The sequence below is a fragment of the Nostoc sp. CmiVER01 genome (assembly GCF_034531135.2).
GTDB lineage: Bacteria > Cyanobacteriota > Cyanobacteriia > Cyanobacteriales > Nostocaceae > Nostoc.
Genome location: NZ_JAVRBU020000006.1, coordinates 293,729 through 319,487, shown reverse-complemented (window position 1 = coordinate 319,487; position 25,759 = coordinate 293,729). Strand labels below are relative to the sequence as shown.

The 25,759-nt window shown below is 41.1% G+C and carries 25 protein-coding genes; 16 read left to right on the top strand and 9 right to left on the bottom strand.

Annotated elements, in window-relative coordinates; all coding sequences use genetic code 11:
* Positions 1–98: 98 nt before the first annotated feature.
* Positions 99–1,283 (top strand): M20 family metallopeptidase, encoded by a 1,185-nt coding sequence (locus RMZ43_RS12175; protein ID WP_322652736.1) that lies wholly within the window; start codon positions 99–101, stop codon positions 1,281–1,283.
* An 81-nt stretch (positions 1,284–1,364) separates the two neighbouring features.
* Here RMZ43_RS12175 and RMZ43_RS12170 read toward each other — a convergent pair whose 3' ends face one another.
* Both RMZ43_RS12170 and RMZ43_RS12165 read right to left on the bottom strand, forming a co-directional pair.
* Positions 1,365–2,417 (bottom strand): hemerythrin domain-containing protein, encoded by a 1,053-nt coding sequence (locus RMZ43_RS12170; protein WP_322652735.1) that lies wholly within the window; start codon positions 2,415–2,417, stop codon positions 1,365–1,367.
* 460 nt (positions 2,418–2,877) lie between these two features.
* Complete coding sequence (locus RMZ43_RS12165) at positions 2,878–4,185, bottom strand: serine/threonine protein kinase (protein WP_322646698.1); 1,308 nt, start codon at positions 4,183–4,185, stop codon at positions 2,878–2,880.
* Positions 4,186–4,531: 346 nt separating this feature from the next.
* Between RMZ43_RS12165 and typA the strand changes: the two genes are divergently transcribed.
* From typA to RMZ43_RS12150, 3 genes are all read left to right on the top strand, one after another.
* On the top strand, positions 4,532–6,322 hold the full coding sequence (typA, locus tag RMZ43_RS12160; RefSeq protein ID WP_322646697.1) for a translational GTPase TypA: 1,791 nt from the start codon (positions 4,532–4,534) through the stop codon (positions 6,320–6,322).
* 194 nt (positions 6,323–6,516) lie between these two features.
* Complete coding sequence (locus RMZ43_RS12155) at positions 6,517–6,912, top strand: hypothetical protein (RefSeq protein WP_322652734.1); 396 nt, start codon at positions 6,517–6,519, stop codon at positions 6,910–6,912.
* A 47-nt stretch (positions 6,913–6,959) separates the two neighbouring features.
* Positions 6,960–8,126 carry a GUN4 domain-containing protein gene (locus RMZ43_RS12150; protein WP_322652733.1) on the top strand — a complete coding sequence of 389 codons (1,167 nt, stop codon included), beginning with the start codon at positions 6,960–6,962 and terminating at the stop codon, positions 8,124–8,126.
* On the opposite strand, the gene RMZ43_RS12145 is transcribed toward RMZ43_RS12150, so the two are convergent.
* Positions 8,127–8,330, bottom strand: coding sequence for a hypothetical protein (locus RMZ43_RS12145; RefSeq protein WP_322652732.1), 204 nt, complete (start codon positions 8,328–8,330; stop codon positions 8,127–8,129). It lies immediately after the preceding gene.
* A 30-nt stretch (positions 8,331–8,360) separates the two neighbouring features.
* Here RMZ43_RS12145 and RMZ43_RS12140 point away from each other — a divergent pair, with 30 nt between their 5' ends.
* From RMZ43_RS12140 to RMZ43_RS12130, 3 genes are all read left to right on the top strand, one after another.
* Positions 8,361–8,657, top strand: a complete 297-nt coding sequence (locus RMZ43_RS12140; RefSeq protein WP_045872627.1) for a BrnT family toxin — start codon at positions 8,361–8,363, stop codon at positions 8,655–8,657.
* Positions 8,647–8,931 (top strand): hypothetical protein, encoded by a 285-nt coding sequence (locus RMZ43_RS12135; RefSeq protein ID WP_322652731.1) that lies wholly within the window; start codon positions 8,647–8,649, stop codon positions 8,929–8,931. Before RMZ43_RS12140 ends, RMZ43_RS12135 begins: the two co-directional genes overlap by 11 nt.
* A 78-nt stretch (positions 8,932–9,009) precedes the next feature.
* Positions 9,010–9,312: a hypothetical protein gene (locus RMZ43_RS12130; RefSeq protein ID WP_322652730.1), complete on the top strand. Its 303-nt coding sequence runs from the start codon at positions 9,010–9,012 to the stop codon at positions 9,310–9,312.
* 55 nt (positions 9,313–9,367) lie between these two features.
* Here RMZ43_RS12130 and RMZ43_RS12125 read toward each other — a convergent pair whose 3' ends face one another.
* A complete protein-coding gene (locus RMZ43_RS12125; RefSeq protein ID WP_322652729.1) occupies positions 9,368–9,811 on the bottom strand; it encodes a DUF29 domain-containing protein in 444 nt (147 codons plus the stop codon).
* Positions 9,812–9,905: 94 nt separating this feature from the next.
* On the opposite strand from RMZ43_RS12125, the gene RMZ43_RS12120 reads away from it, so the two are divergent.
* Both RMZ43_RS12120 and RMZ43_RS12115 read left to right on the top strand, forming a co-directional pair.
* Positions 9,906–10,130 carry a type II toxin-antitoxin system Phd/YefM family antitoxin gene (locus tag RMZ43_RS12120; RefSeq protein ID WP_322652728.1) on the top strand — a complete coding sequence of 75 codons (225 nt, stop codon included), beginning with the start codon at positions 9,906–9,908 and terminating at the stop codon, positions 10,128–10,130.
* A 173-nt stretch (positions 10,131–10,303) separates the two neighbouring features.
* Complete coding sequence (locus tag RMZ43_RS12115; protein WP_322652727.1) at positions 10,304–11,467, top strand: DUF58 domain-containing protein; 1,164 nt, start codon at positions 10,304–10,306, stop codon at positions 11,465–11,467.
* A 145-nt stretch (positions 11,468–11,612) separates the two neighbouring features.
* On the opposite strand, the gene RMZ43_RS12110 is transcribed toward RMZ43_RS12115, so the two are convergent.
* Positions 11,613–12,272 (bottom strand): PEP-CTERM sorting domain-containing protein, encoded by a 660-nt coding sequence (locus RMZ43_RS12110; protein ID WP_322652726.1) that lies wholly within the window; start codon positions 12,270–12,272, stop codon positions 11,613–11,615.
* Between the two features lie 469 nt (positions 12,273–12,741).
* Between RMZ43_RS12110 and RMZ43_RS12105 the strand changes: the two genes are divergently transcribed.
* The 5 genes from RMZ43_RS12105 (at position 12,742) to RMZ43_RS12085 (ending at position 16,572) form a co-directional block, all read left to right on the top strand.
* Positions 12,742–13,107, top strand: coding sequence for a ferredoxin thioredoxin reductase catalytic beta subunit (locus RMZ43_RS12105; protein WP_109012622.1), 366 nt, complete (start codon positions 12,742–12,744; stop codon positions 13,105–13,107).
* A complete protein-coding gene (locus RMZ43_RS12100) occupies positions 13,104–13,496 on the top strand; it encodes a DUF309 domain-containing protein (RefSeq protein WP_322646688.1) in 393 nt (130 codons plus the stop codon). Before RMZ43_RS12105 ends, RMZ43_RS12100 begins: the two co-directional genes overlap by 4 nt.
* Before the next feature lie 486 nt (positions 13,497–13,982).
* Positions 13,983–14,480: an LptA/OstA family protein gene (locus tag RMZ43_RS12095; RefSeq protein ID WP_322652725.1), complete on the top strand. Its 498-nt coding sequence runs from the start codon at positions 13,983–13,985 to the stop codon at positions 14,478–14,480.
* Between the two features lie 30 nt (positions 14,481–14,510).
* Complete coding sequence (gene lptB, locus RMZ43_RS12090) at positions 14,511–15,239, top strand: LPS export ABC transporter ATP-binding protein (RefSeq protein ID WP_322652724.1); 729 nt, start codon at positions 14,511–14,513, stop codon at positions 15,237–15,239.
* 217 nt (positions 15,240–15,456) lie between these two features.
* Complete coding sequence (locus tag RMZ43_RS12085; RefSeq protein ID WP_322652723.1) at positions 15,457–16,572, top strand: LptF/LptG family permease; 1,116 nt, start codon at positions 15,457–15,459, stop codon at positions 16,570–16,572.
* A gap of 97 nt (positions 16,573–16,669) precedes the next feature.
* On the opposite strand, the gene RMZ43_RS12080 is transcribed toward RMZ43_RS12085, so the two are convergent.
* Entirely contained in the window at positions 16,670–17,290 is a 621-nt protein-coding gene (locus RMZ43_RS12080; RefSeq protein WP_322652746.1) for a CP12 domain-containing protein, read from the bottom strand.
* Positions 17,291–17,718: 428 nt separating this feature from the next.
* Between RMZ43_RS12080 and RMZ43_RS12075 the strand changes: the two genes are divergently transcribed.
* Entirely contained in the window at positions 17,719–18,978 is a 1,260-nt protein-coding gene (locus RMZ43_RS12075; RefSeq protein WP_322652722.1) for a hypothetical protein, read from the top strand.
* A 30-nt stretch (positions 18,979–19,008) separates the two neighbouring features.
* Here RMZ43_RS12075 and RMZ43_RS12070 read toward each other — a convergent pair whose 3' ends face one another.
* Together RMZ43_RS12070 and RMZ43_RS12065 are read right to left on the bottom strand one after the other, a co-directional pair.
* Positions 19,009–19,689: an S-layer homology domain-containing protein gene (locus tag RMZ43_RS12070; RefSeq protein WP_322652721.1), complete on the bottom strand. Its 681-nt coding sequence runs from the start codon at positions 19,687–19,689 to the stop codon at positions 19,009–19,011.
* 152 nt (positions 19,690–19,841) lie between these two features.
* On the bottom strand, positions 19,842–20,321 hold the full coding sequence (locus RMZ43_RS12065) for a hypothetical protein (protein WP_322652720.1): 480 nt from the start codon (positions 20,319–20,321) through the stop codon (positions 19,842–19,844).
* A gap of 191 nt (positions 20,322–20,512) precedes the next feature.
* On the opposite strand from RMZ43_RS12065, the gene rpiA reads away from it, so the two are divergent.
* Entirely contained in the window at positions 20,513–21,223 is a 711-nt protein-coding gene (rpiA, locus tag RMZ43_RS12060; RefSeq protein WP_322646681.1) for a ribose-5-phosphate isomerase RpiA, read from the top strand.
* Between the two features lie 191 nt (positions 21,224–21,414).
* On the opposite strand, the gene RMZ43_RS12055 is transcribed toward rpiA, so the two are convergent.
* Positions 21,415–25,716, bottom strand: coding sequence for a DUF4347 domain-containing protein (locus RMZ43_RS12055; protein ID WP_322652719.1), 4,302 nt, complete (start codon positions 25,714–25,716; stop codon positions 21,415–21,417).
* Between the last annotated feature and the right edge of the window lie 43 nt (positions 25,717–25,759).

Below are 25,759 nucleotides of genomic sequence, written 5' to 3'. Positions count from 1 at the left end.
GCTCGTCTTCTTGCTTGACTTATCCTTGTATAGCAAAAGCATTTTGTTTGTTAACAGTTCTTTATCATGGGAAAAAAGCCTATAGATTAATTGAATCCATGCTTACCCATATTAAAGACTTAGCAACAAAACTAGCGCCCCGCCTAATTGAAATTCGCCGCCACATTCACTCTCACCCAGAACTGAGCGGCCAAGAGTACCAAACAGCAGCTTTTGTGGCTGGTGTTTTGTCTTCTAGTGGTCTGCACGTACAAGAAGGAGTTGGCAAAACGGGCGTTATTGGAGAACTGCAAGGCATTAGCGAAAATGACCATTTATTGGCAATTCGCACCGATATGGATGCCTTGCCAATTCAAGAGGGCACTAATTTAGAATATGCTTCTCGTGCAGATGGTATTATGCACGCCTGCGGTCACGATGTCCATACCACCGTGGGCTTAGGAACGGCAATGGTACTGTCCCAAATCGCTGAAGAGTTAGGTGGGAAAGTACGATTTTTATTTCAGCCAGCCGAGGAAATTGCTCAAGGGGCAAGCTGGATGGTGAAAGATGGGGCAATGGAAAATGTCTCAGCTGTATTAGGGGTTCATGTTTTCCCTTCTATACCCGCAGGATCTATTGGCGTGCGTTACGGGGCATTAACAGCCGCAGCTGATGATTTAGAGATTCTGATTATGGGAGAATCTGGGCACGGGGCGCGTCCCCATGAGGCGATTGATGCGATTTGGATTGCTTGTCAAGTAATTACTGCATTGCAACAAGCCATCAGCCGGACGCAGAATCCCTTGCGTCCTGTAGTATTGAGCATTGGTAAGATTAATGGTGGCAGAGCGCCGAATATAATTGCTGATAAAGTGCAGTTATTGGGAACCGTGCGATCGCTCCATCCTGAAACCCGGGCCCATCTCCCAAACTGGATTGAAAACATTGTATCTAATGTTTGCCATACCTATGGGGCAAAATATCAAGTCAATTATCGCCAGGGTGTACCCAGTGTCCAAAATGATTATACCCTAACGCAATTGTTACAATCAGCCGCAGAAGAAGCTTGGAGTAGCGATCGCGTTCAAGTCTTACCCGAACCTTCCCTTGGTGCTGAAGATTTTTCTATGTATTTGGAACACGTTCCCGGTTCCATGTTTCGTTTGGGTGTCGGCTATAAAGAAAGAATGATTAACCACCCGTTGCACCATCCCCAATTTGAAGTCGATGAATCTGCCATTATCACCGGGGTTGTAACAATGGCATATACCGCTTATAAATACTGTCAGCAAAATTTGTAAACAGAAACTCCCAGCGCTAATGTGCTGGGAGTTTTTGTTTAACTAACTTTTTTTAGCGGATATAGAAAGCCCGAAAGCCTGCTACACCTTAGATTCGCTAACAACACCGAGCTTTTGTTGAATTCGGGTTTTAGCGGCTTTGAATTCAGTAGCAAGTTGTTCACTTTGCTCAGTACTCAAATTGTTGCGAATGGCAGCAAACAGTGTGCTTTCTTCTTGACGAATATGATCGCCAAGAGCATCCAATAGCTGTTTGACTTTTTCTTTGAATTGAGGTGAAGATGGGCTAATAGCCTTAATTTCCTCTAATGCCTGCTTCGCATGAGCTTGTTCGTCAAACAATTCTTGGGTATTATCTTGACCGTAGAAAGGACGTACTCTTGGATATACTACTTCCTCTTCAGCTTCAGCGTGGGCACTTAAATCCTTGTAAATTTGACCGAAATACTCTTGGATCTTCTGTGGATTGTCGCTTTGCAGGAGTTCGGTAAATAGGGTATTTACCTTGTTGTGATCGAGGCGGATGACATCCTGGATATTCAGATCGCTTTTGTCACTGGTTTGGGTAACAGCACTACCTACTACACCACTTACCGCAGCCATAGCGTCTTGAACACGCGCCCAAATGCCTTGATCTGCATCTTGTCCAGTTAATTCACGAACACCCAGAATTTCCAGAATACCTTTGAGTTGTTCTTGGTGAGCGCGGTTCTCAAAGTTAATGGTATTCAAAGGTGCGATCGCTAACAAAACATCAGCACCAACTTTTTGAGCAGCCTTGTGAACTATCAAGCCACTCATTACGAGTTGATGTTTCAGCAATTCATGCTGAGATACTTTTTCATAAAGGCTTAACTCAGAACCTTTGAACAATTCACGAGCTTTTTCAATGAATTCTGTAACATTTTTTTTGGGTTCAGCCTGAATGCCATACTGACCAATTACAGTTTCCAAAATGCCAAGATTTTTTTCGTCATCGTTGAGAAAATTGCGGATGCGATCGCCAATTTCGGCATCAAGTCCTTGGGTCAAAAGCGATCGCTCATTTTCGATAACCAATTGTTGAAGTGCTTTAATACTTGCCAATTTTACAGCAATAGCATTGCGTTTCGTATCATCTAAAGTAGTTACCATCCGTGTTCTCCTCGGCAAAGTGTTCATCATTATTACTTGATATAACCTTGACACAGAGGTTAGGGAGATTCCATCTTTCTTTTGAGCGATCGCACTCACAACTCAGGGTAGAGAAATAAAAATTTTCGTTACATTTTCTGCTTTTATACTTTTAGATAGATAATATTTAATTTTAAAACTATATCCTGAGATAGATAGTTTTTAAGTTTTGTTTGATAATGTTCAATTTCTTAATATCAAAAAAGAGTAAATATTAATCAGCAAATACATTGTATTTTCCAAAAACGTTGGAAATTATTAGTGTAATTAATTCTTTATGTATGAATTAGCGTGATTAAAAATTAAAAAAGTATCTCTTCTATTAATTTAAAATATTATCTTAATTTTTTCGTAAGCTATTAAAGCTTCCATAGTAGTATCTACCAAAATATTTTTAACTATAATACCTGACTGGGCGCTGTTAAAAATAGTATTTTTTCTGAAAACTATCCATCATTTCCTTTGCTAAAGGATGATAACCATTGTTATTCAAAAATCCCAAAGGTGACTCTTTAACCTGATAGCTAATGGCTTCACCAGTTGTTACCAACCTAGCGAAGTGTTCGCAATTCCATCCTAAAATCCCATAGTGCCAGTCCTTGAAGAGTTGATAAGCAATGAGACATCTATCGAGAACTTCCTTCCTATCCAATAGTTTCACTGATTTGACTACATGAGCCTTTTTTGGAATAGGGAATACAGCAAACCCACTTCCACCAAAGTTAAAAACGTGAGTATCAGAGATAGTTACGTGATAGTGTAATGCTAGATCGTTATGATGCTCTCTATGATGAATAAGTAATCCTGCATTGGAACTACTATAGTCCGCATAAGCATGGAATTCACTGATAATATCGTCCATCACTGAAGAAGTAACTATATTTTCAGTAGGAAGATCAATCTTAGTAGGTTGAATTTTTTGAATACTTATAAGTGATAACCATTCTTTTATTGAATGAGGTCGTTCCTCTGGCTTAACCTCCATACCCTTGAGGATTGCCTGATTTACTCTATCACTAATACTATAATTAATTTTTTTTGGTTCCTCCAATGGCGTACCAATTGCTCTTAGTGGTGCAAGGGTTGGCACTTCTCCAGTTAGCATAGAATATAGTGTTGCTGCTAAAGCATAAACGTCAGTATAAGCACCTCTTTTTGCTCTTTTGTCATATTGCTCAATTGGTGCAAAACCATCAGATAAAATTTGTGTATGAGTTTGAGTGAGATTCGGGGTAAATTCCCTTGCAATACCAAAATCAATTAACACAGCCTCAGAATTATTAGAACGCAACATGATATTTTGCGGTTTCAGATCCCGATGCAATAAACCGTTATTGTGAACTACGATTAATGCTTCACCAATCTGCTGAATGTAGCGTAATGCTTCTGCTTCTGGCAAAACGCCTTGATTCTCAATTCGACTAGCTAAATCTTCCCCAGGAATATATTCCATTACCATACACCACAGGGAATTTTCATTGATTACTTCATCAATTTTCACAATATGAGGATGACTACATTTAGCTAGTTTTATTGCCTCATTCAAAAAATCTTGCTGAAACTTAGCAAAATCAGGACGGCGTTGCACTTTATCATTTAACGTTTTAATGGCAAAGTAACGCCCGTAATTATCTCTGGCGAGATAGGTAATACCAAAGCCACCTTCACTTAATTCTTCTTGAATTGTGTATTTCCCACTCTGCAATTGCTGTCCTAACACCCAAGCCATTGTTTAAAAGTCCAAAATGCTGGTGTCAATTGTGGCACAAGTTAAACTAATTTACAGAAAAAAATATATATTAGAAGTTTTAACCAGGCATTTACCCACTCTTCAACTACCTGAGTTAAATTTTTTAAGTTGAGCGGGTAAATAATTCAACATTAAGCACATGATTTAGGCTGCCTAACTTTCTGCGTTATGCGGCGTTTACAAACCTCACCGCAATTGTGACGATTACGCTAGAATTGTTAAAGGTTCTTTACAGAATTTGCCGATCATCCCCAATTCTGTTAAAACAGCCTAGCATTCAAATGTAAATCTTATAAACCCCCTCTAGAGTTCACCAAAAGCTTCTATGACGCTCCCAATTCGCAACGTCGCCATCATCGCCCACGTTGACCACGGCAAAACCACGCTGGTTGACGCACTCCTCAAACAATCCGGCATTTTCCGCGAAGGCGAAGACGTTCCGGATTGCGTTATGGACTCCAACGCCCTAGAACGGGAACGGGGTATTACTATCCTTTCCAAAAATACGGCGGTTCGCTACAAAGAAACACTAATTAATATTGTTGATACTCCTGGACACGCCGACTTTGGTGGCGAAGTTGAACGCGTACTTGGCATGGTTGACGGATGTCTTTTGATTGTCGATGCTAACGAAGGCCCAATGCCCCAAACGCGCTTTGTTCTGAAAAAAGCTTTAGAAAAAGGGCTGCGCCCCATCGTTGTAATCAACAAAATTGATCGCGGACAAGCTGACCCCCACGTTGCTGTTGATAAAGTATTGGATCTGTTCTTGGAATTAGGAGCAGATGAAGACCAGTGTGATTTTCCTTATCTATTCGCTTCCGGGATGGGAGGTTTTGCTAAGGAAACCTTGGAAGCAGAATCAGTAGACATGCAACCCTTGTTTAACGCGATTCTGAAACATGTTCCATCACCAGTAGGCGATCGCAACAAACCTCTGCAATTACAAGTCACAACCCTAGATTATTCTGAATACCTGGGACGGATTGTCATTGGTAGAATTCACAATGGTACTATCCGTTCAGGACAACAAGCGGCTTTAGTTACAGAAAATGGCACCATCGTCAAGGGTAAAATTACCAAGTTGATGGGCTTTGAAGGACTCAAGCGCGTAGACCTGGAAGAAGCAACCGCAGGTTATATTGTGGCGGTGGCTGGTTTCGCTGATGCTTATATTGGGGAAACGATTACTGACCCCAACGAACCGCAAGCTTTACCACTAATTAAAGTGGATGAACCAACCTTGCAAATGACCTTCTGGGTGAATGATTCGCCCTTTGCTGGTCAAGAAGGGAAGTTGGTGACATCAAGACAAGTCCGCGATCGCCTATTCCGCGAACTTGAAACCAACGTTGCTTTGCGCGTTGAAGAAACCGATTCTCCCGATAAATTCCTCGTTTCCGGTCGTGGAGAACTCCACTTGGGTATCTTAATTGAAACCATGCGCCGGGAAGGATTCGAGTTTCAGGTATCTCAGCCACAGGTTATTTACCGCGAAGTAAACGGTCAACCTTGCGAACCTTACGAACTCTTGGTATTAGACATTCCTGTTGATGCTGTGGGTAGCTGTATCGAACGCCTGGGACAACGCAAAGGCGAAATGCAAGATATGCAACCTGGTAGTGGCGATCGCACCCAGTTAGAGTTTGTCATCCCCGCCCGTGGATTGATTGGTTTCCGGGGTGAATTCATGCGAATGACTCGTGGTGAAGGCATCATGAACCACAGCTTCTTAGATTACCGCCCACTCAGTGGTGATATTGAAGCGCGTAACAAGGGTGTTTTAATCTCCTTTGAAGAAGGTGTATCTACCTTCTACGCCATGAGAAACGCCGAAGATAGAGGAGCATTCTTTATTACTCCCGGCACAAAGGTTTACAGAGGCATGATTGTAGGCGAACACAATCGTCCGCAAGATTTGGAACTGAATATCTGTAAAACCAAGCAGTTGACCAACCACCGCGCGGCTGGTGGCGATGAATTGGTTCAGTTGCAAGCACCGATAGACATGAGTCTAGAGCGTGCTTTGGAATACATTGGCCCCGATGAATTGGTGGAAGTTACACCCCAATCAATTCGTCTACGGAAAATGTCGAAGAAATTGGCAAAACGGTAATTTATAGCGGTAGCTTATCTTACTCACCCACTCATTTAATAACATCACAAAACAAAGCCTGCTGACGCAGGCTTTTTCGTTTAGTAATCTTGTAGTAGTTAAATGTAGTACTATACGCTACTATAAATTAATCAATCTATTTAGAGCGAGTCAGTCAATTCGATTCGCAAACATACTAGCTAAAGGTTTCTTATATGAGCAATGAAAATAAGAATAATACTTACAATATATATTTAGGGGATGGTGGGAACTTTAACAAGTCTATTGAAGGGAATTATTTACAAGTACACGGTAATTACATAAATAATGGTAATTATATAAATATCAGTCAGGATTTATCTGAAGCTGCTACACAGATTCAAGAGTTATTACGCCAGCTAGAAAATCAGGGCTATAATCACCAAGATGCTCAACAGAAGGTAGCTAAAGACTGGGCGAATGAAGTTCAAAAGAACCCTAGAGCTAAAGGTAAACTTATTAAATTAGGGCAATCTATATGTGATGCTGCTGCAAGTGCTGTCATAGGAGAAGCTACGCTAAATGTGATTAAATTAGTGTTTGCTTCATTAGGCATTCCTGTGCCATTTTAAAGGCTCAATTATTCCTATGCCATAAAGCACTGATCAGAAATTGAAATATGAAAATTCCAATAAAGCAAATATTCAGAGAGTTCTATCTTCTGAGCAATCGGCTTTCGTTGGTTGAGAAGTTAATATACGGTTTGTTTGGCATAGCTTTAGTTAGGGCTGTATGCCTAACGATTCTTAATTTATCAAAAAAAATCATTGATTATGTTTTAGCAAACTATCAGATGATTTGTGCTATTTTTTTCGACGGACTTGCTATACTCATATTTGGATTAGGCTTCTATTTATATATTTTAAGAGTTAGGAATAAGCAAAACAGTTTAAATGAAAGCTCAGTAGATGATGAGACAAATAAACCTCGCAATATCTATACAGAAGGGGGTAATTATAACGCAAATATTAATGGCGATCAAATTGAGATATATGGAGATGTTATTAACATAAATCAGGATTTTTCAGAAATTGCTCAAGAAATTCGTGAGTTAATAACTGAACTAAAAAATCAGGGTTATAGTGAAGAAGATGCTAAAACAGAAATTGCAACTGAATTAGCAGAAGAAGCCCGTAAAAAGCCCAAGGTTAGAAAAAAGCTTTTTATATGGAAAAAATCTTTTAGTACTAACACTAAGAAGACTAATGATGAAACTGAAGTAGCAAGAGAAGTTGTTGCTAGTGCTACAGCCTATAGTCATACTTCTTCTAAAGATTTCACTGAAGTAGTATCGGGGCATTATCAAAAACTAGACGAATTACTTCAAGCTAAGAATTGGAAAGAAGCTGATTTAGAAACGGCTAAGATAATTTATATAATATCTCAGAAAGAGTTACCAGAAACTTCAATATACAAAACTTACTTTACAGATTATTTTTGCTCAGAACATATAAAAGTTCTTCCAAGAAAAGACTTAAATAATATAAATAAACTCTGGTTAAAATATAGTAATGGGCGGTTTGGATTTAGTATTCAAAAACGCATTTGGAAACGTCTTGGAGGCGGTTCTGATACAACTTATAATAGTGAGGAAATACAAGAAAAATTTGGTGATGAAGTTGGCTGGCGCAAAGAAGGAGATTGGGTATATTACTCTGATATTTACTACTCGCGGACAGCACCATCTGGGCATCTTCCAATATGTTTAATGCTAAACTCAGAGAAATCTGAGCGATGTGATATTGATTTTGAAATACTAGAAGTCATTGTTGGGCGTATATCATGACTATTCGTGAAACTGCAATCGCCAATTAGCAGCATAGATTTCCAGTGCGATCGCCCTTGCCGTACATTTAGTCAAATCTTTGAGTAACAATGAAGAGGACTGAAAAAGGCAATTATCATGACTATTCGTGAAACTGCGTAGGCGTAGCCCGTCGTAGACATCGCTCTTACGGAAATATCTCTGTTTGAGAAAATGTATTGACAACGTAAATACACAATATCTACTATGTAAGGTATGGATGTGTATTTCGTGCTTAATGGTGTCACTTTCGTTTGGAACGAAGAAAAAGCTTGGATAAATCCCAGCAATCATGATGGCGTGACATTTCAGCAAGCCACAGAGGCATTTTTCGATCCGTTTTTAGTGGTTGTTGATGCAAGTCGCAATGATGAAGAAAGAGATGCTGTTATTGGCTTAGACAGACGATGGAATCTTCTGTATGTCGTCTACATTGAACGTGAAAACGACATAATTCGGATCATTTCAGCTCGTAAAGCTACACGTAAGGAGCGAGAATATTATGAAAGCTGAAGCACTAAAAAAGCGACTCGATAAAAATCGTCCAATGACTACAATCACAATTCGCATTCCCGAAGATGTCATTGAAGATTTAAAAAGAATAGCACCATTACTGGGATTTTCTGGCTATCAGCCGTTAGTTCGTGCCTATATTGGGCAAGGTCTAAGATCCGATGTGGAACGACTCGATGGTGATACTGTCTCAGCATTGATTGCTAGCTTGAAGCGTCACGGTGTTAGCGATGAGGTTATCCATGAAGCCCTCAGTGAAGTTACTAAAAAATAGTGCAATTACGATCGCCCTTGCCGTAAATTTAGTCAAATCCTTGAGTAACAATGAAGAGGACTGAAAAAGGTAATTATCATGACTATTCTTGAAACTGCGATGCTTTCTCTACAAGAGGCTTCGCCAACGGCGAGCTTCGCTAACGCAAAATTGCAGCAACTTTCTGAACCACTCTTGCAAGAAGTGACCGCCTTCATTGATTTTGTTATCCACAAACATCAAGTTAAAATTGCTGAGAGTCAGCCTGATGAACCACTTGTGGAAAAATGGTCACAATGGTTTGAGGCTGTGGATTCCCTAGAGGGATCTCCACCTGAATCAGTCAGTAATTATCAGCAACTCCTACTCGACAAGTATCGGCAACAAGGGCTAGAGTCGTAGACATCGCCTCTCGGTACTACTTTTGTTTCCCAAAAATTAGATAAGACTGATACTTTTAAGGTAAATAATTATCATCTAGTAATTGAACAAGAGTGTAAGGACACTTTTCTAGAAAAATAGTTAAATCGGTTTTAATTTTCACAAAATCAACCGCACTTTGATAAATATTCTCTAAATCATCCTGTAACTTGTTTATTAAATTCGTCGTTAAATGATTATTTAAGTCATATTTAAAGGTTTTAATTTCTCCAATCCAATGACGATGGTTTCTTTCATATTCCACCTGCCAGTATTGGAGTAATAATATATGAATAATGATTTGCCTTAAAAGACCTTTGGCTTTAGCTAAATCTCTTTTCCCCAAACTGATTAATTCCTCAATTAAGTTTTCTACATCAATTTGGTTAAACTGCTTTTGCTTTAATAATTTAATAGTTTCTTCTAGCCATAAATTTTCATCGGTTTCATAGAGTTGTTTTAAGTTGGTAGTAATTGTCATATTTTTAGCTTCTACCTACATTCGATAATTTAATCATATACATAAATTTATAGATGCAAACCACCAAAATCCAGAGAACTGGTAAAGACTATCAATGCACCAAGTTAATTTGAAAGAAGCTGAGACTTGTCTAGCAGAATTAATTGAAGAGGCGGCTGGTGGAGAAGAAGTCATCATCACGCGTAATGATGGGACATCTTTCAAAATTGTGCCACTTAATGTAGAGTTACGTCCCAAGTTTGGTAGTGCTAGGGGTTTAGTAAAAATGTCAGATGATTTTGATGAGCCGTTGGCAGATTTTGAGGAATACGCTCAATGAGGCTCCTGCTCGACACCCATACGTTTTTATGGTTTATTGAGGGCAGTTTCAATCTCAGTGACACAGCAAAAAACCGGATTGAAGATCAGGAAAATCAAAGGTTTCGATAAGGACATCAGGCGCAACCCCTAAGACACTGTGAATTTGGGATGGTGTTGGGTTAAAAAAGAAACATGAAAATCATCAAACCCATCACCAATTGGTTAGAAACCCGCGCCAGTGCCCCTGCTTATGGCGGTTGGGTACTAGCAGCAACAGCTATTTGTTTTTTTGGCGCAGGTATCAATACTATGGCTGGTTGGCTCTACGCCATTAGCGGCATCAGTTTTGCCCTTTTGGGTGTAGCAGCCATCTTACCGCCGCGATCGCTCACAAATCTATCCATCACTCGCCGTCCCATTCAACCTGTGTCAGCAGGCGACGATCTGACAGTAGAATTAGAAATCCGCAATCAGACACAGCAGCCTGTAAGCTTATTGCAAGTTGAGGATATATTACCTTTCGTCTTAGGGAAACCAGTACAAAAGGCTATTGAAACAATTCCTCGCCAAGGTAGTTACCGTTGGGTATATTACCACCCTACCCAGCGCCGGGGCGTTTATCGCTGGCATACAGTCGAACTAGGTTCTGGTGCGCCTTTAGGGTTGTTCTGGTGTCGCCGTCAGCGTGATTGTGCTGCTACTGCGATCGTCTATCCCACAGTATTACCCCTGGCTACTTGCCCCCTAGTAGATGAAATGGGGCAAGAAGAGAGCAAAAGAGGTGATCCTCGTGGTAAACCCTTGCAGATAGCGACAACCGGGCTGGTGCGATCGCTCCGTCCTTACCGCATCGGAGATCCCACCCGTCTGATTCACTGGCGAACTAGCGCCCGCTATGGAGAATTAAGGGTGCGAGAGTTAGAAATGGTTACAGGTGGACAAGAAATAGTTATTGCTCTTGACAGTGCTAGTAATTGGGAAGAAGAAAACTTTGAACAAGCAGTAATTGCCGCAGCATCACTGTATTTTTATGCACAGCAACAGCAATTACAGGTGCAATTATGGACAGCATCTACAGATTTAATTAAAGGCGATCGCTTTGTATTAGAAACCTTAGCAGCAACTAGAGCATTAGAAGATGCCAGTTCAGCAGTTCCTAAAAGATATGCTTTGATTTGGCTAACTCAAAACCCCTTGAGCCTTGCTACTCTTCCTCAAGGTAGTCGCTGGGTTTTGTGGCCAAATATTTCTTCACCAGCAGAACAAGAGGTAATCAATTGGGAACACCCTGGTATAGTTTTGCAAAGCGATCGCGCTCTGCAACCTCAACTACAAAAAACATTAAATTCGTATTAATCAATACCTTCGGCAAAAACACATCTTAGAAGGGCTATACAAACAAAGCCTACTTTTACAGAATATAAAACTTTTAGCCCACGCAGGTAAACTTTGTTTGTGTAGCCGCAACTTTTAGTGGTTCGGGCAAAGTGCAAGGTTTGAGTTAACTTTGGTTTAGCTGTTTACGTCTTAATACTGAACCAATACTTAAAGTACCTACTGCAAATAGCGCTGGTAGCAATGTAGGTTCGGGAATAGATGTAGCTTTTTCATTAAAGGTAAAGTTATCAAGCGCAAACTGTGTCCCAGTACCACCAAGATAATTTGGCTCAACTCCACCAAAGGACGTAAACTTTAATTCATCAACACCAAAATAATCAAAATTAACTAAAGTTGGCTGTGTCGTATCTACAATCACAGTTTTTGAATACAGGGTTGCACCATTCTTTAAACCTTCTACAGTAACCGAAAGACCATTATTCCAAGTAGCTGATAGGTAAGCACTGTTGAAGTCAAAAACACTATCACTTACTAGGGCTGGGTTTCCAAATCCGTTGAAAGCCACATAGTCTCCTGAGACTCTTCCATTGTCTTCACCTGTACGTCTAACTTTAGGACTTGAGCCATTTATGTAGTTAAAATTATTCCAATTAAATCCACCGTAACCGTTAGGAATCTCATTAAAATATGAAATAGGCGCTATATCATCAAATGTTAAAACAGTTGCTTGGGCTACTGGGGCTACTGCTCCTATTCCCAAAACGATGACTGTTGCTGCGATCGCAGTAGTCGGTAACTTTTTTGCAACAGTTGAAATACTCATAATGGTAGTAGTTGTAACTATTGAAAAGTTTGTGTTTTTTATCACACGCTTTAGACCATACACTAAGTTTCAATAAGTAACAAGTGTTACTACTTAGTAATTTCATAAAATCTGATAAAGTTATTATGAAGAGAATTCAGCACAATGTATAAATAAACAAAGCCTGACATAAGGTTAATAAATGGATCGCACTCGGTGTCTTCCGTTATAAGTGTCACAGTGTCGTTTTTTGATTGAAATAAATCAACCTCTTGACTTTTAAATTCTGCCTCAAGATGCAACTTGAATTTTGATTAGCCTAGAAGTTAAGCTTGTGTGGTTTTTAGATTTTCTCTGATCCCACACACCAGACATATCAACCTTTAAGCAAAGGTAAAACAACTTGAACGCGTAAGGTTAGGGAAATCCACTCGTAATCCCTTAGTGAGGCTGAGGTACAATGCAAAGAAATATTTAAATTATGAGCGACATGATCACATCAGAAAATAACACAAAATCCAGCGATAAAAGCCTAGAGGCAATGCGGCATTTTTCTGAACAATATGCCAAGCGTACTGGAACATACTTCTGTTCTGAACCTTCTGTTACCGCAGTTGTCATTGAAGGACTAGCGAAACATAAAGATGATCTAGGTGCGCCTTTATGTCCCTGTCGCCATTACGAAGATAAAGAGGCTGAGGTTCACGCCACATATTGGAACTGCCCCTGTGTGCCAATGAGAGAACGCAAAGAGTGCCATTGCATGTTGTTCCTCACCCCTGACAACGAGTTTGCTGGGGAAAAACAAGAAATTTCTCTCGCAACAATCAAAGAAGTACGAGATAGCATGGGATGAGCGAAACCATCCCCCAAGAGTTTTGGCAAGGCGTAGAACAGTTCAATTCTGGTCAGTTTTACGCTTGTCATGACACTTTAGAGGCTTTGTGGATTGAAGCCAGTGAACCGGAAAAAAGCTTTTATCAAGGCATTCTCCAAATTTCTGTGGCGCTGTATCATTTGGAGAATCGCAACTGGCGAGGTGCAGTAATTCTGTTGGGAGAAGGCAGCAATCGCCTTCGCCGTTACCCATCCAGCTACAGTGGCGTTGATGTAGATGAGCTATTGAATCAGAGCGCAGTGTTATTAACGACATTACAACAAATAGGGCAAGACTTGATTACATCTGGTAATTTGGGTGAAAATCAAGTCTTATCTTTGCCTAGAATTGTGCTGTCTAGTGATTAGACATCTGGTAATTAATTGTGCGTTGCCCAAAATCCTTAGTAGGCACAATTCATGTAGACGCAAAACATCTTAAGGCAGGGTAAGCTAATAATCACTTAATTTGCTTGTTGAGACTGCAAGGGGGCAGAGGAGCAGAGGAGCAGGGGAGAGGGTTTGAAGTTTTTCACCAAAAATTTAATTGTGCAACTTGTAAGCACAAAAGCTTATTGTGCCTACGGCGTTGCTGATTCCATGTATGAAAAAGATTTTGCATAATACAGAATCTTGGTAGAGACTTACCAGTGCTACATCTCTACAAAGATACATCAACGCCGTGCTTACGTTATTTTCACTCAGATGTCAATTTCCTGAAACCTTGAGGTTGGGGGTAGCGTCACTATTTCAGCCAGTAGTTATCGGAAATCACTCCAGATTGTATATTTCATATCTGGATAAAGTACTTGAGATAATTAGAATGCAAGCTGAAATCCTGAATCCCCAATTGCTATGATGCCCTCCTATCAATTGCCCATATCCCAGATACGTCGCTTTGGATTAGCTTTAATGCTGCCAGTTGCACTCTTGGGCACTTTTGCCTTTCCTACTCAAGTGCAAACCGCTACTGCACAAACATCTCAGGCAAATCGACCCCTCACTATCCGCGCTGATGTGCAAGAATATGACGCGAAAAACCAAGTAATTACTGCTCGCGGTAATGTGCAAATGTTATATCCGGCTCGCCAGATTCAGGCAACATCTGCCCAAGCACAGTACTTTAGTAAAGAACGCCGAATTGATTTCAGTGGCAACGTCTATATTTTGCAACAGGGCGGTAATAGTATCCGAGCGGAGAAAGTAACCTATTTAATCGACGAAGGGCGATTTGTTGCTTTACCCCAATCCAACCGTCAAGTAGAGTCCATCTACATGATTCAGGAATCAGATAATGATGGACAAACTGCAACACCTGCCCCAAAAACACCACCTTTGAAGCCTTCTAATTAGCATTTACCACCAACAAAGGGCGGCTCCAGCGTGAAAATTGTTTTAGAAAATATCCACAAATCTTACGGCAAGCGAGTAATTGTCAATCGTGTCAGTCTTTCTGTTGCTCAGGGCGAAATCGTTGGTTTACTAGGCCCCAATGGGGCTGGTAAAACAACGACATTTTACATTGCTACAGGTTTAGAAAAACCCAATCAAGGAAAAGTTTGGTTGGGTAATCTAGACGTTACAGAAATGCCAATGCACCAAAGGGCCCGACTGGGTATTGGCTATTTAGCACAAGAACCAAGTGTTTTTCGCCAGCTTTCGGTAGAGGATAATATTCTGTTGGTACTAGAGCAAACGAATGTGCCACGATGGGAATGGTCAAGACGACTTACAACTTTACTGCGGGAGTTTCGCTTGGAAAAATTAGCCAATAGCAAAGGAATTCAACTTTCTGGTGGTGAGCGACGGCGGACGGAATTAGCAAGGTCTTTAGCTGCGGGAAAAGAAGGGCCAAAATTTTTACTTTTGGATGAACCATTTGCAGGAGTTGATCCGATCGCAGTCTCAGAAATTCAGCAAATTGTCGCACAACTGCGCGATCGCGGCATGGGAATCTTAATTACAGATCATAATGTCCGTGAAACCTTAGCTATCACCGATCGCGCCTATATAATGCGCGAGGGGCAAATTCTCGCTTTTGGCGCTGCTGACGAACTCTACGGCAACCCCCTGGTGCGACAATACTATTTAGGTAATAATTTTCAAGTCTAAATTAATCATTATTTAGTTAATAATTTAAAAGCTATTTTAAAAAATTAAATATAGATTTGTTAGTTAATTTTCAGTTATTAAAAATTAAATTTAAATCCTAAATGTAGATATCATTTATTTCGCCAGGGTTGCTAACATTGAACTTTTCAAGCTAGTCATGATATCAAAGAAATTTACGTCTTTCTACAACCTATTTTCGCTGCTACCTTTTACGATCATGGATCGTTACCTTGCTAGCGAATTGTTAGCGCCGTTTTTCTTTGGTGTCGGAGCTTTTTCATCAATTGGCGTTACTATCGATGCTGTATTTGATTTAGTCAGAAAAATTGTAGAATCTGGGCTACCCATAGACATTGCCATTCAGGTTTTTTTGTTAAAGTTTCCTAACTTTATCGTTTTAGCCTTCCCTATGTCTACGCTGCTGGCTACTTTAATGACTTACAGTCGTCTTTCTAGCGAGAGCGAACTAATTGCCCTGCGTGGTTGTGGGGTGAGTGTCTATCGGATAGTGCTAACTGCGGTGCTGTTGAGTCTTGTGGTTACAGGAATGACATTTGTGTTTAACGAACAAATTGCACCAGCAGCAAATTACCAAGCGGCGATGACTCTGGATCAAGCTCTCAAATCAGATAAGCCAACTTTAAAACAGCAAAATATTTTCTATCCTGAATACCAGGATGTTATACAGCCGGATGGTTCTAAGAATAGGATTTTGCTCCGCTTGTTTTACGCCGACCAATTTGACGGTAAACGGATGTCAGGTTTGACGATTATAGACCGTTCAACAAAAGGTCTGAATCAAATTGTGGTATCAGAAACCGCTCAGTGGAATCCTTCTCAAAATGTCTGGGATTTTTACAACGGTACTATCTATTTTGTTGCTGCCGATCGCTCTTATCGCAACATTGTCAGATTTGAACACCAACAACTGCAACTACCGCGCACGCCATTAAGTCTGGCAGAAAAAAGTCGGGACTATGGTGAGATGAATATTGCTGAAGCATTAGATCAACTACAAGTAGAACTTCTCGGTGGCGATCGCCAAAAAATTCGTAAACTCGAAGTGCGGATTCAACAAAAAATCTCCTTGCCTTTTGTATGCGTAGTTTTTGGCTTAGTAGGTGCAGCAATGGGAAGCATACCCCAGCGAACTGGAAGAGGTACCAGCTTTGGGATTAGTGTCGTAGTAATTTTTTCGTACTATTTAATTTTCTTTATTACTGGTGCGATCGCCCAAGCAGGTGCTCTCTCTCCCTTTATAGGGGCTTGGTTGCCCAACTTTCTTTTTCTAGGAATAGGTCTATTTTTATTGATGCGAGTTGCCAAACGTTAAATCGAGATAGCAAAGAGTAGAAGCAAGAGGAATAAAAAATTACTTTTCCCCCTCTGCTCCCTGCTCCCCTGCCTCTTTCTTCATCCCTACACTTCAATTACGGATGATAATTTCGACATTCTGGTGCATTTGGGTTTTCTTTACAGTATTCTTCAAAAGAGACTTTGGCTGATACCATACCCTCAGCTTTCTGATGAGCGGCTTCTGCTTGAAGTTCTTCTACCTCATCCCAAGCGGCTGCACAGGCTTTAGAATAAGCACCTTGTTCGGTGCAAATAGCGCGAGAATGCTCAATGGCTTTTTGAATTCTCTCTTCCAGCAATAGGGATTTTGGCGCTTCCACAAAATCGCTTTTGGTCAAAATGTCGGTAATTGAAATGATGCCCAACAACTTACCTTGAATCACAGGCGCTCGATGAATACCAGTGTTAGCAAATAACCGCGCTACATATTCCACACCTAAATCAGGATTGACCACAATGCAGGGCTTGCTCATAATTTCGTAAACCCGCACTTGCTTTGGGTCTTTACCGTAGGCTGTTACTTTATAAACAATATCCGTTTCTGTGACAATGCCATAAGCATCATTGTCATAGCGACGATCTACAACTAGCGCCCGCAATTTTTTGTCCTTCATCAGCCCCACTGCTTCAGCAACAGTCGCCGAACCACGAATGGTAACTACATTTTTGGTCATGATATCTTCAGCTTTCATCATTGCTGTAGTCTCCTGGTTAATAGTACGGTGCAGCACAGTGCCTTCAGAGGCATATCGGAGCATTGCAGCACACAGTTTAATTTCCTAACTAGGAAATAAAAAAGTTGAACTTTTGTCCAGCTACAACAATAAATTAGACCAGTTGTCAACTCGTGATGTTATCCACTGTTACCGATACCCAAAAATAAGCATAAATTGCCATAACTTTCTAAAAAATCTCGCCGAAGGACTCCAGCCCTTAAAAAGTAAATTTTTGACTACTACATGTCTATTGGTACTGACTAATAACTGATGGAGAAGTTAGGATAAAATTACTATCCAACTTCAGTTGAGATATTCCTGTTTAGAAAAACAAAATAATTAAACACCAACGCTTTTACCTTCCGTCAAGTTTTACCGATTTCGAGTAAATTTCAATTATCAATCCCATGCCAAATCGTCATTATCCTCCCGCCTACTTACGCTATCTCAAAGCCAGGTTATGGAATCTAGGGCGACCTGGTTTTTGGGGCACTGCAATTTTTTTATCTATAGTCGGGCTAGTAACTTGGGAATACTGGTCAAACCCAGATATTTTTGTTTATAAGCAAAAAAGTCAAGTTGCTTCACAAGAGCCTACTGATTCCTCGCTGTCAGAAGAAAACAAAGCCATTGCAGCAGATATTGATAATCTGCCAGTTTTATTTAATGACTTTAATCAAGCAACTCCTTTAGTAACGCCAAATAATCCCAAGGAAAATACTGAAGCGAAAAATAGTCAAAACTCCTTAGAGGATGTAATTAAAAAACAAAATTCTGCTAATGATACCAAATTAAATCCTGGTCTAGGCGTTAATGCTGATACCTCTTCAAGTTTTAAAAATCCCTTTGTTGTACAAACAGAAAATTTATTGCGGACTGGGACGGTTGATAATAATAGCCAGTTTTTAGGTATTAAGCCTTTAACTACAGCGTCTGAATCAACAGAGGGAGAAACACCTTCTAGTCTGAGTATTGGATTGACAAATCAAACCAACAAGAATCAAAATTCTGTCCCCACCAACCCTCTGCAAGCAGGATTCAACCAATCGACAAACCAGCAATATTCTAGTTTCAATGGAACAGGAACTCAGACAAATGGCTTGAGCCGAGCCTCTGAGCCAGGAACAACATTGATACCACCCATTAATAGCTTACCCAATCAGAATTCTTTACCAAATGCTGGGTTAACTACTGGAACAGGCTACACCTCAACGGGTACGAACTTACAGCAAAATCCCTACAGTAATGTAAATAATTTAAATAACGGTCAAATATTGCCTAATAACGGATTAAATACTGGTACAGGTTATACATCAACGGGTACAAACTTACCGCAGAGTCCCTACAATAATTTAAATAACGGTCAAATATTGCCTAATGTAGCACCAGTAACGCCCCCAGGCACGTATGCAGTACCAAGTAATATTGCACCTTACTCTAGCCAAATTCCAAATCAAAGCGTTGTCACTCCCACAAACCCTGTAGGATATGGGAATTATGGGTTGCAACAACCAACGCAACCACCACAATCTAATTATGGGAATTATGGGTTGCAGCAACCGACGCAACCACCACAATCTAATTATGTGTTGCAGCAACCAACACAGTCTAATTCCTTATATCTTCGCCAGATTCGAGACAGGTATAGAGGTTCAGATCAAAGATGATTTTAAGCACCTTGGCTGGATAAAGTCTAGCTAAGGTGTTTGTGGGCTATTTGGAATAATTGGAACTTCTGGTGTTTCGGGTTGTTGCTGTTGTCGTTGTAAATATTTACTCAATACATAAGCCATATCTCCACGGGTTACAGGTTTTAATGGAGAAATATTGCCTTGAGCATCTGTATTAAGAAATCCTTCAGTAGCGACTGTAGCGATCGCTTTTCTAGCCCAAGTTGGGATAGACTTTTCATCTGGATATGAGGCCAGAATATCATTCACAGCCTCATCGGGAAACTGAAATACACCATAAGCCTGGGCGAAAATAGCAAGAGCTTCAGCCTTTGTCACCTTTTGGTTAGGAAAAAATTCATTACCCCGATAGCCTTTCATGATATCAGTTTTTAAGACTGTCTGTATATCATTAAATGCCCAATGAGAACGAGGAACATCGGGAATAGCTAAATTTTCTTTGCTAACAGCTTGTCTTTTATTTAGCCCAAATGCTTTTACCATGATAGAGGCTAATTCGGCCCGACTGAGTAACTTTTCTGGATAAAACTTGCCTTCAGAATAGTTTGTCATCCATTTGATTGCAGTTACCTGTTGAATGGCATCAGATGTGACTCCAGAAGTATTTTCTGGCACTGAGACCTGAGCAATTGCTGGTAAATTTTGTAGTAGTGCTACTAAAGATAAAGTAATTGAAAGCTGACGCATTATGATAACCACTTTTAGCTGCTAAGTGAATTTAAAAAACTACGTTACTGAGGCTAACGCAAAATTTGGTATTTTTAATAACCTGTAATTCAGCTAGTGACGAATTTAGGCTGGACAATGTTGCTCTATGTATGTAGGTGTACCTATAAATTTTAAAAATTAGGACTTTGTTCAAAATCCCAGCACTTCCCATGATTCCAGATTCTACCAGTGTGTTCACATTCTGATTTATCGTCAATCCAAGGAATTGAAGTAGGGTGATAAGAGCTAGATGTGGGAGTAAGTGAAGACAATGCAGAAGAAAATATAGTGTAGCTACAAATCGATAGAATGATTAGAAATCCTAAAAGGAACAAGATATTGGCAGGAGTCCAAAAAGGATATAAACCTCTTTCAGAGCGTAAACGTACTTTCGAGCGACGTTCTGAACCTGCTAGCAACACCAGATAAAACCTTAATCCGGGAATTGGTACTGAAACTCTTATGTCTAAAGAATGACGTGTCCTAGCACGAGAGGCCAAACCCCATTTTATGGCTTCTAATTGCTCCACCGTAAAGGTATTTATTACTTCCGGGTCAATCTCAGCGAAAAGTTGCTTAAAATTAGGATCAGTATACTGATGGTTTTTCATATAATTTGTATAGCAATATACACATTATTACATTAGTCATCTCCTTTGTTCCGGACACTAAAATATTTTATTTTTTAGAATTCCCTAATCAAGGAAGTAGAGATAAGCAAAAACTTGTTTTTTACCTTTCATCTTTTGAGGTTATCTGCCCACTACTATGGACTATAGTCAGTTTTTCAGGAGTTTTGGCAATGACCGCAGCAGCAGATCCCGTAAAGTTGATGAAGCAAGAAGTTGGCAAAGCCGCCGCCGCTTTAGTAAAGTCGGGTTCTATTGTAGGCTTAGGTACGGGATCAACAACAGCATATACAATTCAGTTTTTGGGCGATCGCCTCAAGTCTGGCGAACTTAAAGATATCATTGGTATACCGACATCATTTCAGTCAGAAGTACTGGCGAAGCAATACGGTGTACCTCTTGCCACCTTGGATGCTATTGACCACATCGATATTGCCATTGATGGCGCAGATGAAGTTGATCCGCAAAAGAATTTAATTAAAGGCGGTGGTGCAGCACATACCCGCGAAAAAGTCGTAGACTACCTGGCAGAACAGTTCATCGTTGTGGTAGATAGTGGTAAGTTAGTAGATCGCTTAGGTTCTACTTTCGCTGTGCCTGTGGAAGTTATTCCAATGGCAATTACTCCTGTGACTAATGCCATCAAAAAACTCGGTGGCAAACCAGAACTCCGCATGGGTGTAAAAAAAGCTGGGCCAGTGATTACAGATCAAGGCAATTTTGTTTTAGATGTCAGATTTGACTCTATTGAAGATCCAGTCAACCTAGAAAAGACATTAAACAACATTCCTGGTGTTCTGGAAAATGGTATTTTCGTTAACTGTGTCGATTTAGTTTTGATTGGTGAAGTCAAAGATGGTCAGCCATTAGTGCGGCAACTGTAAGAGTTATAGATTTTGGATTTTAGATTTCACAGACATCTAAAATCCAAAATTAAACAATGATATCTGCACAAATTAATTATGCGTTATCCAGAACAATTGTAGAGACGTAGCAGTGCTACGTCTCTACGTTCTTTTTCACCAAATGTCTAATATTTATTTTTAAGACAGTGGCTACAGACTAGAATTGAGCGCTAAACGATGACATTAGTACCGACTACCAAATTTGTAGAGGTGAAATTATTCAAAGTTGCAAAGGTATAAAAATTGTTACTCAAGTAGGCAAACTGAACTTGTGTAGAAGTATCCGATTGCACAAACCGCAGATAACCATCTGAGATGGGATTACTGCTACTGTAGTCTTCACTCTTAAACAAGTCAGTAAGGATTAACTTATCCTCGCTTTTATTAAAGTCAGTGATTGTATCACCATTGCTAAGGGTTCGATAGATGAACTGGTCATTACCGCTACCGCCAGTCAGCGTATCACTAAAATCACCGCCAATGAGCATGTCATTACCAGCACCTCCAATGAGGCTATTATTACCATCACCACCAAGCAGGGTATCATTACCATCACCACCAAGCAAGGTATCCTTACCAGCGCCACCGCGTAGCAGGTCGTTGCCACTCTTGCCGTCGATGCGGTCATCGCCTCCCTGACCATTAATAACATCTGCTGAGTTATCAAAGCCATTGATATTGTTGTTCAGGTCATTGAGAAAGGTAACTGTGTTCTTGTTAGAAATAGCGTTTTGGGTGGAGTTGGCATCGAAGACATCAAAGCTTTCACTAATACTGGTTTGCCCATTAAACAGGATATTGCCCACTGCGGATACGTTCTCTAGGTTTTCCAAAGGAAAGTTCTGTAAGATAACTTTGTCATCAGCCACCCCTTCAAAGGTGATTTCCAGATTGTTACTATTCTGGTTTAGTAGCAGATTTCGGGCTGTTAATCCAGCACCTTGAAATTTCAGGGTATCCACTTCGGCAATGATTGCTGCTGATGGGTTTGAACCTTTACCTAACCCACCGAAATCGGTGATGGTATCAACACCGTCACCTAAGTTGTAAACAAATTTATCTTTGCCACCGCCACCAGTTAAAATGTCGTTGCCTTCATTACCTGTGATGGTATCGTTCCCAGCTTGAGCGTTAATTATGTCACCGTAGTTCTTGCCTACTAAATTATCAGCGCCATTGGTTCCATTCAGCCCGTTAAACTCTAATGTGCCAATATCAACTGTACCCTTAGATATTCTGTTAAATCCAGCGCCGCGTTGATCAGTGGTGATACCTGCCCGAATCAGAGCATTATTACCAGAATTAATGGCGGGACTATCGCCAAGTAAGGCATTAGTAAAGGTTGTACCACCATTATTTTGCAGGGGGCTGAGTCTTGGATCAATGGGGTTGGTTCTGGTGCCGACAAGGGTGCTGGTAGTAAAGCCAGTGCTACCTGTGTTGTCGCCAATTAGGTTATTACCAGCGTCGGTGAAGTTGCCGGAAACGTCGCGGGAAAAACCAGTATCGCGGGGATCATCAGGATAGACAGTGTAGGAGTTGCCTGCAATGATGGTATCGCCAACGATAACATTGCCGCCATTATTGACAACGCCCCCACCGTTGCCAAGAACACCGTTATAGCTAAAGCCCTCTGCTATGTTATTAGTAATAGTGTCATTGGTGAGGGTGAGAGTGCCACTGTTCAAGATGCCGCCGCCGGTATAATATGCACTATTATCAGAGACAGTGCTGTTAATCAGGCTAAAAGTACCTGAGTTAGAGATGCCACCGCCGTCTGCCGCACCATTACCAGAGACAGTGCTGCTAATAATATCGACAGTGCCTGAGTTATAAATTCCGCCACCGTAAGATGGGTAAGGGTCAGGGCCTCCCCGATTCAGACCACTGGCAAACGCATTATTATTAGAGACAGTGCTGTTATTTATACTGACTTTGCCTATGTTAAATATGCCGCCACCATAGGCTGTGTTGTAACGGACGTTTGCATTATTGCTTGAGACAGTGCTGTTAGTTAGGCTCAGGTTGCCTTTATTAAAGATGCCGCCGCCTAAGAACGATCCCCTATTGCTAGAAACAGTGGTTCCCGTCAGGCTGAGAGTGCCTCTATTAAAGATGCCCCCTACTTCCCCTTTATTGTCAGAGACAGTGCTGTTAGTCAGGCTGAGGCTGGTATTGCTATTGAGCAAAATACTGCCTAAGGGATCATTAGCATTAGCAATTTTCAAGCCATCAATGCTGGCATCTGTCCCAGAACCGGATATCTCGAACACGCCTGATGAATTATTTCCACTCACAATCAGGTTAGATGCCCCAGTCCCCAAAATGGTAATATCATTGGTTATGCTTAATTTGCCAGAGGTCAGGGTGATGATATCTGGGGTGGCATCGGTGAACACGCCCGCAAAGGTAATCGTATCTGCCCCAACGGTTGCATTGGCATTGAGGATAGCCTGCCGTAATGACCCCGATCCAGAATCGTTGGTATTAGTCACGACAAATGTGCCAGTATTAACGGGTGGCAAAGTGATAGGGGACTGAACTTCGTAAGCACCAATATCAACTGCACCGTTAAATATCCGGTTAAATCGAGTGCCGCGTTGATCAGTAATTACACTAATAGGAACTAGGGAATTATTGCCAGCATCAATAGCCGGGCTATTCGCAAGTAACGCCTGGGTAAGGGTTGCACCACCGTTATTTTGCAGCAGTCCGAGTTTGGGGTCAATTGGGTTAGCACTTGTGCCGACGAGGGTACTGGTGGTAAAGGCAGTGCTACCAGTATTATTGCCAATCAGGTTATAGCCGGAGTCAATCAGCCCACCACTCACGTCGGGGTGTATATCACCGGTGGTGGACTTGTCAAAGTTGCCTGCAATGATGGTGTTACTAACCTTGATGTCAACAGAGGAATCAGAAGAATTAAAAACACCCCCGCCATTACCAGTACCATTACCATCTGAGTCAGCTGTGTTGTTATTAATTGTAGTGCTGATTAGGGTGAGGCTGTTGTCACCGACGTAAGCGTAGCCATTGTATATGCCACCGCCATCCTCTAATGCTATATTGCCAAAGATGGTGCTATTGGTTAGAGTAGCTGATCCGGAACCATAACCATCATCATTTCCGTTAAACATGCCACCGCCGGAGGTTGCAGTATTGCCAGAGACAGTGCTATTGGTCAGGCTGAGAGTACCGCCTTGATTATAGATGCCACCACCGAAGTTTGCCGTATTGCCAGAAACGCTGCTGTTAATGAGGCTGAGAATACCAATACCACCTTTATTAGGAGAACCGTCATTAAAAATGCCGCCTCCGGCAGTGTTTTTATTAAAAATCTTGCTTGCCCCGGTATTGCCAGAAACACTGCTGTTAGTTAGGCTGAGACTACCACTGTTATAGATACCACCTTGCGTATTACCAAAGACGCTAGTGTTAGCAAGACTGAGGATGCCGCTATTAGAGATGCCACTTCCTTCTGTATTACCAGACACACTGCTTTTTACTAGGTTGAGGATGGAAGTTCTATTAACCTTAATACTGCCGCTAGCGATCGCCAGTCCATTAATATTGACACCTGTCCCTAATCCCGATATCTCGAATACTGTAGAGGCATTCTTTCCACTCACAGTCAGCTTAGATGTCCCAGTCCCCAAAATGGTAAGATCATCGGTAATTGTCAATGGGCCGGAAGTAAGAGTAATAGTGTCTGGGGTGGTATCTTTGAATATTCCCCCAAAAGCGATCGTATCATCCCCAGCAGTAGCGTTGGCTAAGTTGATTGCCTCCCGGAGTGTCGTGATGTCGTTATTGCGATCGCCATCATCTATGTCCCCAGTATTATTCACCGTGAATGTCGCCAATACCCCTGCGTAAGCCTGGCGCGTCGTTTCTGCAAATGCTAAACTCACTTCCATATCAGTATCAGTGGTGCGGACTTCTAACTCCCAGTCACCACCTAATGCTGCATTGCCAATTCGCCCACGAGAAGCGGCAATATTTGCTTTGGTGAGTTGGTGTAGTTTGTCTACAAATTCTGTCCCTCCATCACCCAAAGCTACATTGCAACCATAGATGAGTAAGTTCCAAAGGTTATTATTTTTGGCAGAGGTTGCAAATATCTTTTGCCATAGTTGCAATTGCTGGCTGTATTTGTCGAGGGTATCCAGTCCCAAGTGGGTGTTGCCCAATTGCAAGTAACCTGGGGCACCGTGGCACACAATATGAATATTAGTCAAATTCGGGCGATGTCTAGCGACAAGGCGCTGCGCGTCTACGCAACTCGCTAGAATTTCTGTAATTTGTTCAACACCGTCCTGTGTCGAGTCAAGCACGAAGACTTGGGCATTATCAAGCACACCATTAACCAAATTGCTATAGTCTTCAACTGCCATGTCAATGAAGACTAAACTATGAATATAAGAAGTAGAAGTTGTAGGATTTACTTGGAAGTGTGAGGTTAGTGTTGCCATTTTTTTACTTCGAGCTAAGGTAATGAGAAAAACTCAAACAAGT